The sequence below is a fragment of the Vibrio sp. Vb0937 genome (genome assembly GCF_033338855.1).
Window position 1 is genome coordinate 1 of record NZ_JAWOTK010000031.1, and the last position, 14,026, is coordinate 14,026.

At 44.7% G+C, this 14,026-nt stretch carries 12 protein-coding genes; 9 read left to right on the forward strand and 3 right to left on the reverse strand.

All coding sequences use genetic code 11. The features are described from left to right. The 6 genes from R7P67_RS20740 to R7P67_RS20765 all read left to right on the forward strand — a co-directional run. A partial coding sequence (locus tag R7P67_RS20740; RefSeq protein ID WP_318086055.1) for an Ig-like domain-containing protein occupies positions 1–666 on the forward strand: 666 nt, incomplete at its 5' end. A 172-nt stretch (positions 667–838) separates the two neighbouring features. Beyond that, positions 839–1,651 (forward strand): hypothetical protein, encoded by an 813-nt coding sequence (locus R7P67_RS20745; protein ID WP_053303269.1) that lies wholly within the window; start codon positions 839–841, stop codon positions 1,649–1,651. A 176-nt stretch (positions 1,652–1,827) separates the two neighbouring features. Next, positions 1,828–3,297 (forward strand): protein adenylyltransferase SelO, encoded by a 1,470-nt coding sequence (locus R7P67_RS20750; RefSeq protein WP_262597977.1) that lies wholly within the window; start codon positions 1,828–1,830, stop codon positions 3,295–3,297. Positions 3,298–3,509: 212 nt separating this feature from the next. Continuing rightward, a complete protein-coding gene (locus R7P67_RS20755) occupies positions 3,510–4,508 on the forward strand; it encodes a TRAP transporter substrate-binding protein (RefSeq protein WP_017634784.1) in 999 nt (332 codons plus the stop codon). Positions 4,509–4,578: 70 nt separating this feature from the next. Further along, a complete protein-coding gene (locus R7P67_RS20760; protein ID WP_005384308.1) occupies positions 4,579–5,253 on the forward strand; it encodes a TRAP transporter small permease in 675 nt (224 codons plus the stop codon). 3 nt (positions 5,254–5,256) lie between these two features. Continuing rightward, positions 5,257–6,618, forward strand: a complete 1,362-nt coding sequence (locus tag R7P67_RS20765; protein WP_005382255.1) for a TRAP transporter large permease — start codon at positions 5,257–5,259, stop codon at positions 6,616–6,618. A gap of 33 nt (positions 6,619–6,651) precedes the next feature. Here R7P67_RS20765 and R7P67_RS20770 read toward each other — a convergent pair whose 3' ends face one another. The 3 genes from R7P67_RS20770 to R7P67_RS20780 form a co-directional block, all read right to left on the reverse strand. Continuing rightward, on the reverse strand, positions 6,652–6,834 hold the full coding sequence (locus R7P67_RS20770; protein WP_021034161.1) for a hypothetical protein: 183 nt from the start codon (positions 6,832–6,834) through the stop codon (positions 6,652–6,654). Between the two features lie 78 nt (positions 6,835–6,912). Further along, positions 6,913–8,250: a sigma-54-dependent transcriptional regulator gene (locus tag R7P67_RS20775; RefSeq protein WP_005382254.1), complete on the reverse strand. Its 1,338-nt coding sequence runs from the start codon at positions 8,248–8,250 to the stop codon at positions 6,913–6,915. A gap of 4 nt (positions 8,251–8,254) precedes the next feature. Continuing rightward, complete coding sequence (locus R7P67_RS20780; protein WP_115385828.1) at positions 8,255–10,060, reverse strand: ATP-binding protein; 1,806 nt, start codon at positions 10,058–10,060, stop codon at positions 8,255–8,257. Between the two features lie 526 nt (positions 10,061–10,586). On the opposite strand from R7P67_RS20780, the gene tig reads away from it, so the two are divergent. The 3 genes from tig (at position 10,587) to clpX (ending at position 13,977) form a co-directional block, all read left to right on the forward strand. Then, positions 10,587–11,894, forward strand: a complete 1,308-nt coding sequence (tig, locus tag R7P67_RS20785) for a trigger factor (RefSeq protein WP_005382251.1) — start codon at positions 10,587–10,589, stop codon at positions 11,892–11,894. Between the two features lie 105 nt (positions 11,895–11,999). Continuing rightward, positions 12,000–12,626 (forward strand): ATP-dependent Clp endopeptidase proteolytic subunit ClpP, encoded by a 627-nt coding sequence (clpP, locus tag R7P67_RS20790; protein WP_005382347.1) that lies wholly within the window; start codon positions 12,000–12,002, stop codon positions 12,624–12,626. A gap of 70 nt (positions 12,627–12,696) precedes the next feature. Beyond that, a complete protein-coding gene (gene clpX / locus R7P67_RS20795; protein WP_005382345.1) occupies positions 12,697–13,977 on the forward strand; it encodes an ATP-dependent protease ATP-binding subunit ClpX in 1,281 nt (426 codons plus the stop codon). The last annotated feature ends 49 nt before the right edge of the window (positions 13,978–14,026 follow it).

Sequence of the window (14,026 nt, forward strand, 5' to 3'; positions counted from 1 at the left end):
AGCAACGAAGCGCCAGTGGCCGTGATTGATGTTGATAATAAAGACATGACGGTTGGGCAGCGAGTCACGTTGTCTGCGTTAAATAGTACGGATGCTGATGGTGATGTGTTGAGTTATAAATGGGAGCAGTTGGCTGGCACTTCAGTTTCTCTTGGCAATGCAACCAGTGTTAGCACAAGCTTTACGGTGCCTCAAGGTGCAAAAGCGGGTGAGGTTCTGACATTCCGTTTAACCGTGACTGATCCTAGTAATGAAACGTCAAGTGCTACCGTCGATTTAACCATGAAAAACGCAGCGCCACTTACGCTTGCAGATACGGCGACCGTTGCCGTTGGTGAAAGTATTCTGATTGATGCAGCGAGCAATGATTCGGATGTGAACGGCGATAAACTGGTTGTAGAAAGCGTACAGAACGTAACGGGTGTGGGAAGTGCGAGTGTAGAGAATGGCAAAATCCGTTTTCAAGCACCGGATAGCCCTACTGACGGCATCAAGCTGCAATATACGGTTTCAGATGGTCATGGTGCCACTGCTACGGGGGAAGTTATCGTGACGGTTGTTGCTTCTTTGAAGACAACGACATTCAAGAACTCTGAAGGTAGCGGCAGTGTTTCTTATTGGGCTTTGATGTTACTTGCAACATTAGGCTGGCGACGTCGCGTCTAAAACGGTATGGAATTGCTGTATAAGCCACTCACATTGAGTGGCTTATTTTTTATCTGATTTATTTTGGTTTCGTTCTCATTATCTTATGAGATGTGTTTCTCATTATTTTTAAAGCGATTTTTCTACTCTGCGGTTACCCTAGGGGCCGATTTTTATGAACTAAGGATGTTATATGTCTACCGAGGGCTTTTCTGTTTCGGAAATATGCCGAGAAGCGGCAGTGATGGTCAGAAGGAATCTACTCGCAATTGTTATTGCTTGTATTCCGTTGATTATTGTGCACTCAATTTTTGCTTTTATGTATCCTGAAATGACGGGGCAAGATCAAGCGAACGTTCAAGAAGGCAATGTCTCAGGATTTTATTTCGTCACAATTATTTTGTACCCACTTGTTGCCGCTATGGCGGCTGTGCGTGTGCATCGAATTTATTTAGCCGGCGATTACATGCACTCTGCGTTGGATGTATTTCGTTTGTCAGCTCGAGAATTCCGTTTCATAGGCTGGTGGATACTGTTTGGACTGATGATGATGCTCGTTATTGGTATCCCGATCTTTGTGTTGTCGTTTATCTACATTGCAGAAAGTGGTGAAGCCGACTTTGTTGCTATGGCTATTATCACAACGATTGCAAGCATTCCTGGCTATTGGGTAATGGCGCGATGGTCATTTGTGTTGCCAGCGACTGCAATGGATCATCAGCCGCGCAGTTTGCGTCGTTCGTGGAACCAGAGCAGACCATACAACAAACAAGTATTCATTTTGATGGGACTAATTCCATTGGGTGCGGGCTTGCTCAGTCAGCTGATCTTTAGCCACTTTACGAATCTCTTTATGTTGAGCCTCGTCGGTGTGGCCTATGGTATTTTTGGCGCGTACCAGCTGGCATTGTTATCGTTGAGCTATAAAACGGTAGTGGATATCGAACGCGCTCGTTTTGATACGCCATCACAGCCACCAAAAACGGGTGAAGAATTTTCCGCTTAACCCTTTGATCGTTTTTACATGCTACCTCCGTTTAGGAGACGGTCTGCGGCAGGTTGATACCTTCCTGCCGCCTTCGCGTTATTCACGCAAAATACCCATGCCCATTTCATGGCTGAATGACAGGGACATTCACACGTATACTCACAACAGTACTTCTTTTTATTAAGGAACCCTACATGTCCATTTGGCAACGGGTCAATTTCACCCATCGCTTTAGTCAATTACCGTCAGCGTTCTATACGTTGGTCGAGCCACAACCCTTGGACAACACTCGCTGGGTCGCTTGGAATGGTGAGTTTGCACAGCAGTTTGGTTTACCAGAAGAGCAAAACGATGAGTTATTGGCGGTTTTTTCTGGGCTAAGTGAATTCGAACAATTTCGTCCTCTTGCGATGAAATATGCAGGCCATCAGTTTGGCGTTTACAACCCAGATTTGGGCGATGGACGTGGATTATTGTTGGCAGAAATTGAGCATCAGGATGGTACTTGGTTTGATCTTCACCTCAAAGGTGCAGGGCTAACGCCTTACTCGCGAATGGGAGATGGGCGAGCGGTATTACGCTCAACTATCCGTGAGTACTTGTGCAGTGAAGCCATGGCGGGCCTTGGGGTTCCCACGACACGTGCTCTCGGTATGATGGTCAGTGATACACCTGTTTATCGAGAAAAAACGGAATCGGGCGCTTTGTTACTTCGAATGGCTGAAACCCATGTTCGATTCGGTCACTTTGAGCATTTCTTTTACACCAACCAGTTAGCAGAGCAGAAGCTGTTGGCGGATAAGGTGATTGAGTGGCACTTTGCTGATTGTGCATCGGTGGAGAAACCATATGCCGCGATGTTTGACGCCATCGTGACTAAAACAGCCGAGATGATCGCATATTGGCAAGCTTTTGGTTTTGCGCATGGTGTGATGAATACCGATAACATGTCAATTCTTGGGCAAACTTTTGATTATGGTCCGTTTGGCTTTCTTGATGATTATGAGCCGGGATACATTTGTAATCATTCAGACTACCAGGGTCGTTACGCATTTGATCAACAGCCTAGAATTGCGCTTTGGAACCTATCAGCACTGGCGCATGCGCTATCGCCACTCGTTGAACGAGAAGATTTAGAATCGTCGTTGAGTCAATTTGAAGTTCATTTAAGCCAGCAGTTCAGCCGCCTCATGCGTGAGAAGCTGGGCTTAAAAACCAAGATAGCGGAAGACGGGCGTTTGTTTGAAGCTATGTTTGAGCTTCTTCACCAGAACAAAACGGACTACACTCGCTTCTTCAGAACACTTTCAAACCTTGATAATGCGCCTTCCCAAGCCGTAATCGATTTATTTCTCGACCGAGAAGCAGCGCGAGCTTGGCTTGATCTGTATTTAGCTCGGTGTGAACTAGAGGTTGATGAACTAGGGGGGCTGATTTCAACCGAACAGCGTTGCAAACAGATGCGTCAAGCCAATCCCAAATACATCTTGCGTAACTACTTGGCTCAGTTGGCGATTGATAAAGCGGAAGAAGGGGACTTTAGCGAATTACACCGATTGGCCGAACTGTTAAAACGCCCATTTGATGAGCAACCCGAGTTTGATGATTATGCGAAATTGCCGCCGGAATGGGGGAAGAAAATGGAGATAAGCTGTTCTTCATAAATGGGTCATTTCCCACCCATTTGTATCTTTTTCTTGGGTGGAATTCACTCGTTACACTTCTGATTCATGTTAATGGGCTTTGTTAATTTATTGAAATACATATAAATTTTAACATGGTCCATTAATTGCTCTTTGTTGAACATCCGTACCCATCGCCTAACACCTAGTTACTCATGGACGGGATGGGATGTGATTCAACAAGGAGAATAATAATGTTTAAGCCTCTAACTCTACTATCTGTCTCTGCACTTGCTGTTACCAGTTTTAATGCTGCCGCAAATTGTGACCCGGGTGAAACGGTCATCAAGTTTAGCCATGTAACGAACGCGGACAAACACCCTAAAGGCATCGCGGCTTCGTTACTTGAAAAACGCGTCAACGAAGAGATGAACGGTAAAGTCTGTATGCAGGTGTTTCCTAACTCAACACTTTATGATGATGACAAAGTGTTGGAAGCGCTACTGAATGGTGATGTTCAACTCGCTGCTCCTTCTCTTTCTAAGTTTGAGAAATTCACCAAGAAGTACCGCCTTTTCGATCTTCCTTTCTTGTTCGATGATGTCGACGCGGTTGACCGTTTCCAAAACTCGGAAGCGGGTGAAAAGCTGAAAAATTCAATGAAACGTCGTGGCCTACAAGGCATTGCGTTTTGGCATAACGGCATGAAGCAAATGTCAGCCAACAAGCCGCTCATTTCTCCAACTGATGCTGAAGGACTTAAGTTCCGTGTTCAAGCCTCTGATGTACTCGTTGCTCAGTTTGAGCAGCTAGGTGCTAACCCACAAAAAATGTCGTTCAAAGAAGTTTACGGCGGCTTGCAAACTAAGGTTATTGATGGTCAAGAAAATACTTGGTCAAACATTTACGGCAAAAAATTCTTCGAAGTTCAAGATGGCATTACGGAAACGAACCACGGAATTCTGGATTACTTAGTTGTGACGTCAAACGACTTCTGGAAAAACCTACCAGATGATCAGCGCGAGCAGTTAAATACCATTATTCAAGAGGTAACTGCGCAGCGTAATGCTGAGTCAACCAAAGTAAACCTTGCGAATAAGAACAATATCATCGAAGCAGGTGGTGTGGTTCGTACTCTAACGCCAGAACAGCGCCAAGAATGGGTCACTGCACTTCAACCAGTATGGAAGAAGTTCGAAAAAGACATTGGTTCTGACCTAATCGAAGCCGCTTTGGCGTCTAACCAAAAATAATAACACCTAGCACATTTAGCCCTCTCAAACTGAGGGGGCTCTTTCCCCCTACAGACGACGTGATGTAATTATGGAACAGACTTTTTTTGCCAAGGCTGGACGAATCACTGATGCCATTGAAGAGACTTTGATTGCTTTCTTCTTGGGTGCCATGACCTTGCTGACCTTTGCCAATGTCATCTTTCGTTATGTCTTTAACGACAATATTCTTTGGGCGCTTGAGCTCACCGTTTTCATGTTCGCATGGATGGTGTTGGTTGGCGCATCTTATGGTGTGAAAAAACACTTTCATATTGGTGTCGATGTCATTATTAACATCGTTCCGGAAGGTAAACGAAAAGCCCTGGCGCTTTTTGCAGCAATGTGTTGCTTAGCCTTCTCTATTTTGCTGTTAATTGGCGCTTGGAACTACTGGTATCCGTTCGCTACCGACCGAGCGTGGTATGAAACGGACGATATTCCGATGCCTGAAATACTCCAGTTCATGGCCGACTGGTTAAATGAGGGAGAGCGTTATGAAAAGCTGCCACGTTTTATTCCTTACTTCGCTTTGCCACTTGGAATGGCGCTACTAACGTTTAGATTTGTTCAAGTCACGTGGCAAATCGCTACTGGCAAGCTCGATCGCTTGATTGCAGGACATGAAGCGGAGGAAGAGCTCGAATCTCTTAAAGCTGAGATGAGTGACGCTGAAGACGTAATGGCTCCAAAGGCCTCGCAAGACGCTAAAAACAAGGAGCAATAAGCCATGGATATCTTATTTCTATTTTTGATGGTAATTGGTTTTATGCTGGTTGGCGTGCCAATTGCTATTTCGCTGGGCCTTTCCAGTGTTCTTTTCCTTTTAATGCATTCGGATGCCTCTTTAGCGTCAGTCGCTCAAACGCTGTTTAATGCATTCGCGGGCCACTACACGCTATTGGCTATTCCATTCTTTATATTGGCTTCAAGCTTTATGTCGACGGGTGGCGTAGCAAAGCGGATCATTCGTTTCGCCATTGCCATTGTAGGGTGGTTCCGCGGCGGTTTGGCGATGGCTTCGGTTGTAGCGTGTATGATGTTTGCCGCGTTGTCAGGTTCCTCACCTGCAACGGTTGTTGCCATAGGTAGTATTGTTATCGCAGGTATGATCAAAAACGGTTACTCAAAAGAGTTTGCCTCTGGGGTAATTTGTAACGCAGGTACGCTAGGGATTTTGATCCCACCTTCGATTGTGATGGTGGTGTATGCAGCCGCAACGGATGTGTCAGTTGGACGTATGTTCCTTGGTGGTGTGATTCCCGGTTTGCTGGCGGGTGTCATGTTGATGATTGCGATTTACATTGCCGCGAGAATCAAGAACCTTCCAAAACAACCTTTTGTCGGTTGGAAAGAAACCTTTGATGCTGCCAAGGATGCAAGCTGGGGCTTGTTGTTGGTCGTCATCATTCTTGGTGGTATCTATGGCGGTATCTTTACGCCGACAGAAGCCGCTGCGGTTGCTGCTGTGTACTCATTCTTTATTGCTAACTTTGTATACAAAGACATGGGGCCATTTGCAGACAAGAAAAACACTAAACCTGCGCTCGTTAAAATCTTCCAAACCTTTGTTCATAAAGACACGAAACACACCCTGTATGAAGCGGGCAAACTCACCATCATGCTGCTGTTCATCATTGCTAATGCCTTAATTTTGAAGCATGTTTTAACGGAAGAACGCATCCCGCAAATGATCACCGAGTCGATGCTCTCGGCTGGTCTCGGACCCATCACTTTCTTGATTGTGGTGAACGTCTTGTTGTTGATTGGTGGTCAGTTCATGGAGCCATCAGGCTTGTTGATCATTGTTGCGCCGCTCGTGTTCCCAATTGCGATTGCATTAGGCATAGACCCAATTCATTTGGGCATAATGATGGTGGTGAATATGGAGATAGGAATGATAACGCCGCCCGTGGGTCTTAACTTATTTGTGACCGCTGGTGTTGCCAAAATGTCGATGATGAACGTAGTGAAGGCAGCATTACCTTGGGTTGGAGTGATGTTCTTATTCCTAATTATCGTCACATATGTACCATGGGTATCGACTTGGTTGCCTACTACCTTGATGGGGCCGGAGATCATTACCAAGTAATGGAAGCCAGAAAGTAGAAAGAGGTGTGAGAATTCACACCTCTTCGTCTATTGACTTGTAACAAGTTTTGCGCGGGTCTGAATTAATTCGACGTTCATAGTGTCGCCACCTCTTTTTATTTTTACGACGCTCTTCACCGAATCTTCTCTCTTCTTGATAGCAACCGTCTACGAGCACAGTATCTGTAACAATCGGTATTCTCACTTTTTCGTTCATATCTGTAACAACCATGATAAACCTGTTGTTAAAAATTATGATTCAAGTTGAATATAATGCCAGTTATCTGAACGTGTTTTATTTGTAAAGGTCTTTATTTATTTGGTAGCGCTGCATCTTGTCGTAAAGGGTTTTTCTTGGCACATTCAATTGGCACATTGTCTGTTTAATACTACCGTTGTTTTCTAATAAAGCGCCTTCAATGGCTGCTCTCTCAAACTCCGCCACTTGCTCTGCAAGGCTTGAGGAAGACTTAGCAACTGGGTTCGATTCTCCCAACTGAATTAACTTACCCAATAGTACAAAACGTTCTGCAGCATTTCTGAGTTCTCGAACATTACCAGGCCAGTCATGGCTCATCAGTTGCGCTAGATCTTGGGGTGACAAACTAGGTGAGCTTTTGCCATAACGTGAAGCTGCTACCAACAGAAAGTGGTGAAAGAGGGCGGGAATGTCTTCTTTTCGTTCGCGTAGTGGCGGGAGATCCAAGGTCACGACATTGAGCCGATAATAGAGGTCCTGACGGAAAGTACCTTCTTCAGCTGCGTGTTTTAAATCGACCTTTGTTGCGGCAATCACTCGAATATCTAAAGGCAATAATTCATTTGAACCGACACGCTCAATCACGCGCTCTTGTAATACCCTCAATAAACGAATTTGGGCTTGGATAGGCATCGACTCGATCTCATCCAAGAAAAGTGTGCCGCCTTGTGCAAACTCAAATTTACCGATACGACGGCTTTCGGCGCCAGTGAATGCGCCTTTTTCATGGCCGTAGAGTTCACTCTCAATTAAGTTCTCTGGAACCGCTCCACAATTTACGGCGACAAAGTTTTGGTTCCGGCGAGAGCTTTGCTCATGTAAAGAACGAGCGATTAACTCTTTCCCTGTACCGGTTTCACCAAACAATAAAATATCGGCGTCGGTATCGGCGATTTGGGTGATGGTCTCTCGTAATATTTGGATGCTAGAGGTTTCACCAATAACTCGTGGACCAAGGGTTTTACTGGCTTTAAGTGACAGGCGCAGTTTTTCATTTTCATTGGTTAGTTTGCGCTTCTCAATCGCCCGCTTAACCGTTTCAACCAAATGTTCTGGCGCAAAAGGTTTCTCAATAAAGTCGTAAGCGCCTTGATGAAGGGCTTGCACAGCCATGGAAATATCACCGTGTCCAGTGATCATGATGACGGGTAAGTTTGCATCGCGTTGAGTCAAAGTTGTCAGCATATCCATACCAGAAATGCCCGGCAAACAGATATCAGTGACCACGACGCCAGCTTCTTCTCCTTGCTGCATCGCTATTAAAGCCGATTCTGCATCCACAAAAAACTTGGCGTCGATATCCGCCAGTTCAAAGGTCTGTTCTATAGCGATTCTGAGATCGGCCTCATCATCAATAAAAAACACCTGACACATGATCTTATCCTTTTGATGGCTCAGTGTTGTAAGAAGTGATAGGTAAACACAATGAGAATCGAGCGCCGCCTTGTTCTCGATTATGGGCACATAATTTTCCTTTCATACTGGCTAAGATTTGTTGCGAGATAGAGAGACCCAAACCTAAACCGTTCAGTTTAGTGGTTAGAAACGGTTCACATAAATCAGAAAGTGAGAAAGAGCCAAGCCCTGGGCCATTATCATCAACATGAATCCAAACCAAATCAGTGTGCTCATCGTGTTCTACAGATAATTCTACCTGTTTGTCTTGTTGTTCTTTGAGTGCTTCTATCGCATTAGTCAGTAAATTGACCAACACTTGCTCCAGTTGAATAATATTGATCTGCACTTCAACATCATGCTCTGGCAAATTTGTTTCTAACGTGACGCGCCCTGATTTAAATGCGGGCTTCATCAGTTCTTTTACAGAGGCAATAACAGGGAACAATCGAGATTGAGCCAACTCGTCACCACTGGTTTTTTTGGCGAAAGAGCGAAGTTGCTGACTGATATTTGCCATACGGTCAGTGAGAGCAGAAATGCGAGTGAGATTATCTTCCACTCGCTCATATTTTTCTTTTTTTAGAAACAGCTTGCCGTTCTCCGCAAAGCTACGAATTGCCGCAAGTGGATTATTCAGTTCATGGCTGATACTGGCCGACATTTGTCCTAACACCGCGAGTTTCGCTGCTTGCACCAATTCGTCTTGAGTAACGCGTAAAGTTTGCTCGGTATCGATACGCTGTGCGATCTCCGCTTGCAACTCGGCAGTCCGTGCCATGACTTGATATTCCAACTTTTGATTGGCTTCTTGTTGAATTCGTTCAATTTGCAAGTGACGCTGTTGACGGTGATAAATAAGCTGACCAATTAAAAACAAAACCATGAATGCTAGAGTGAGTACAAAGATGTAACCCATGGTGAACCAAACGATAGACTGTTTAGGAGACAGCACACGAATTGTCAGTTTGAGTTCGGGAAGGGGCAGCGAAGAGACCACCAAGGTTCCTTTATTGTATGGGTAACCCTGTTTAAGCTCAGAATGCACCTCGTCCAAACTACCCACTAATCCAAGCGTTTCAATTGGCGCATCAAGATATTGTTGGCTTGCCCAAACTTGCTTTTTCTCTTTTTTTGTCAGTGGTCGTAAGCTTTTGAGTAGCCATTCACTTCGGCTACTCATGAAAACAATTCCGTATGGGTCGCTGGCGACAAAAACACTGTTAGGTTGCTGCCAGTTGTCCTCTATCTTACTTAGGTCCATCTTCACCACGACGACACCAAGTACACCGCCAGCGTATACGATGGGATAAGAATAGTAGTAGCCACGTTTACCAGATGTTGAGCCCAGTGCGTAGTATTGGCTTCTTTTGCCTACAATGGCTTGTTTGAAATAAGGGCGAAATGCAAAATTTCGCCCGATAAAGGAGCGCTCTTTACGCCAGTTGCTGGCTGCGATCGTTGTACCCCATTGATCGATTAAGTAGGTGTCCGCTGCTTCAATCACGCCATTAACGGATTCTAAATACCGATTAGTGATTTCCAGTTGCGCACTGTTGTTGGGGTGCAGAAGCGCTTGATAAAGTGGATCATCTTTAGCTAGAAGATTTGGGATATGGGCGTACTTATCGAGTTTATTTTTTATATGGCCAGAAAATTGCTCAAGCTGTGATTGGTGTTTATCAAGTAGAGATTGATAACTGGTCTGCCAAACCCAATGGCCACCGATAATTGCGCACAGGAAATAGAAAGCAAAAAATGTCAGCAGAATCCGTTTTTTTTGCGACATCCTTACACTCCTTACAACTTCCTTTGGTCACGTAAGAAAATGTTAATAGTTTGTAGGAAGGATTAGGGATTTAGTTTTCAACTCTGTGGAGTAAAACAAGAGCAAGATCTCTTTTTAGGCTTTTCGATAAAAAAACCGGTCGATTCTCTTGAAAAAGTCGCTATTGTCCCCATTCTAGATATGCTGGCGATGCTTAGACGGTGTCTGAATCGCATTTTTGAAGAAAAAATGGGTCAGCATTCGAGAATTTAGCGCAGACAATGTCCACATAGTGGCTATTGGCTCGACAGGGTTGCGACAGATCGCTAGAATGTCGCGTCTAAAAATTCTGTCCTGAGGCTAATAGGAGATACCTTTGGTTATTTTATCGAAGATATCACTGATTAGTCCGGTACTGACAACCAGTATCGATACTCGATTTTAAATTAGGTGTTCGGACAGAACACTACACAAGGATGAAGCGTAAGCTCCTCTGAGTTTCGCTCATACGCTCGGAAAACCGAGCCACTTTAGAGGTTTATATATAATGCAAGTTACTGTTGAAACGCTAGAGGGCCTAGAGCGCCGTCTAAACATTACTGTTCCAGCTGCAAACATCGAAGACGCTGTAACAGCTGAACTACGCAACATCGCTAAAAACCGTCGTTTCGATGGTTTCCGTAAGGGTAAAGTGCCTCTAAAAATGGTTGCTAAGATGTACGGCAAAGCAGTACGTCAAGACGTTCTTGGTGAAGTAATGCAACGCCACTTCATCGAAGCTATCGTTAAAGAGAAAATCAACCCAGCTGGCGCTCCAACTTTCGCTCCTGTAGAGAACAAAGAAGGTTCAGACCTAGTTTTCACTGCAACTTTTGAAGTTTACCCAGAAGTTGAGCTTAAAGGCCTAGAGAGCATCACTGTTGAAAAACCACTAACAGAAGTTAAAGATGCAGACGTAGAAGAGATGATCGATACTCTACGTAAGCAACAAGCAACTTGGGTTGAAGTTGAAGAAGCAGCAGAAGATGGCAAACGCGTAAGCATCGACTTCGTTGGTTCTATCGACGGTGAAGAGTTCGAAGGTGGTAAAGCTGAGAACTTCCCTCTAGAAATGGGTGCTGGTCGCATGATCCCTGGTTTCGAAGACGGTATCGCAGGTAAAACTGCTGGTATGGAATTCGACATCGACGTGACTTTCCCAGAAGATTACCACGCTGAAAACCTAAAAGGTAAAGCAGCTAAGTTCGCAATCAAAGTGAACAAAGTTGAAGCTCGTGAACTACCAGAACTAAACGACGAGTTCGTTGCTAAGTTCGGTGTTGTTGAAGGTGGTGTTGAAGCACTTAAAGCTGAAGTTCGTAAGAACATGGAACGCGAACTTAAGCAAGCTGTTAAGAACCGCATCAAAGAGCAAGCGATTGACGGTCTAGTTGAGCAAAACGACATCAACGTACCATCAGCGCTTATCGAGCAAGAAATCCAAGTTCTGCGTCAACAAGCTGCACAACGCTTCGGTGGTAACCCAGAAGCTGCTGCTCAGCTTCCACGTGAACTGTTCGAAGAACAAGCTAAACGTCGCGTAGTTGTTGGTCTTCTACTAGGTGAAGTAATCAAATCTGAAGAGCTAAAAGCGGACGACGAGAAAGTTAAAGCTCTAATCGAAGAAATGGCTACTGCATACGAAGATCCATCAGAAGTTATTGCTTACTACGAGCAAAACGAAGAAATGATGAACAACATGCGCAACGTAGCTCTAGAAGAGCAAGCAATCGACGCGATCATCGCTAAAGCACAGGTTTCTGAGAAAGAAGTAGGCTTCAACGAGCTACTTAACCAACAACAACCTGCTGCTTAATAAGCAATATCTTGCGTAGAAGGTTGACTTAACGTTAACTATTCTGCTAACAATGGTCCGTATGATAGTCATCATCCGGGCCATTTATTTTAGGGACATAAGAATATGAGCTACCAAGAAAAAAATGCAATGTCGCCAATTATGGACGCGCTAGTACCAATGGTGGTTGAACAAACTTCCCGAGGCGAACGCTCTTACGACATCTACTCACGTCTGCTTAAAGAGCGCGTGATTTTTTTAACGGGTCAAGTGGAAGACCACATGGCAAACCTTGTCGTGGCTCAGCTACTTTTCCTAGAATCTGAAAATCCAGATAAAGATATTTTCCTATACATCAACTCGCCAGGCGGCAGCGTAACAGCTGGTATGTCTATTTACGATACCATGCAGTTCATTAAGCCAAATGTCAGCACTGTGTGTATGGGTCAAGCATGTTCAATGGGTGCCTTCCTGCTTGCAGGTGGTGCGCCAGGTAAGCGTTACGTACTGCCTAACTCGCGTGTAATGATCCACCAACCATTGGGTGGTTTCCAGGGTCAAGCTTCTGATATCCAAATCCATGCTCAGGAAATCCTGACGATTAAACAGAAGCTAAACAAGTTGTTAGCAGAACATACAGGCCAACCTCTTGAAGTCATTGAGCGCGATACTGATCGTGATAACTTCATGTCATCAGAGCAGGCTGTGGAATACGGTATCGTGGATGCAGTGTTAAGCCACCGTGGCGAGTAATTAGCCAGCGCATTTTGGCAAAAATTGATATACACTCATTCATGAAGAGTAAAGGCTAAGAGGTTAGCGAATGACAGATAAAAGCAAAGAAAGTGGCAGCGGTAAATTGCTGTACTGTTCTTTCTGCGGCAAAAGTCAGCACGAAGTTCGCAAGCTAATCGCAGGTCCGTCAGTGTACATTTGCGACGAATGTGTCGACTTATGTAACGATATTATTCGCGAAGAAATCAAGGATGTTCTCCCTAAGAAAGAATCTGAAGCGTTACCAACGCCAAAACAGATCCGTGAACACCTTGATGACTATGTGATCGGGCAAGATTACGCGAAAAAAGTGCTCGCAGTTGCGGTATATAACCACTACAAGCGTTTACGCAATGGTGATACAACGAGCGAAGGTGTGGAGCTTGGTAAGAGTAACATCCTTCTAATTGGTCCTACAGGTAGTGGTAAAACACTACTTGCGGAGACATTAGCTCGATTCTTGGATGTGCCATTTACAATGGCAGACGCGACGACACTAACCGAAGCCGGTTACGTAGGTGAAGACGTTGAAAACATCATCCAAAAGCTTCTGCAAAAATGTGATTACGATGTAGCTAAAGCAGAACGCGGCATCGTTTACATTGATGAAATTGATAAGATTTCACGCAAAGCTGAAAACCCATCTATTACGCGTGACGTATCTGGTGAAGGTGTTCAGCAGGCGCTACTAAAACTTATCGAAGGTACGGTTGCATCGGTTCCACCTCAAGGTGGTCGTAAGCATCCTCAGCAAGAATTCCTACAAGTGGACACATCTAAGATCCTGTTCATCTGTGGTGGTGCTTTTGCTGGCTTAGACAAGGTGATTGAGCAGCGTGTTGCAACAGGTACAGGTATTGGCTTTGGTGCTGAAGTTCGTTCGAAGAATGAATCGAAGACGGTAGGTGAGCTATTTACTCAAGTTGAACCTGAAGACTTAGTGAAGTACGGCCTCATTCCAGAATTCATTGGTCGTCTACCTGTAACAACAACACTGACTGAGCTTGATGAAGAAGCGTTGATTCAGATCCTATGTGAACCGAAGAACGCACTGACCAAGCAATATGCAGCATTGTTTGAGCTAGAAAACGCCGAACTTGAATTCCGTGAAGATGCGCTGCGCGCTATCGCGAAAAAAGCAATGGAGCGTAAAACAGGTGCTCGTGGCTTACGCTCGATTCTTGAAGGCGTGCTACTTGAAACCATGTACGAATTACCATCTGCAACAGACGTTAGTAAAGTCGTGATTGATGAGTCCGTCATTAATGGCGAGTCAGAGCCACTGCTTATTTACAGTAACGCAGACAATCAGGCAGCTGGAGCAGAGTAAATTCAGCCATAATGAAAAAGGAGGTAAGTAATTACCTCCTTTTTTTATT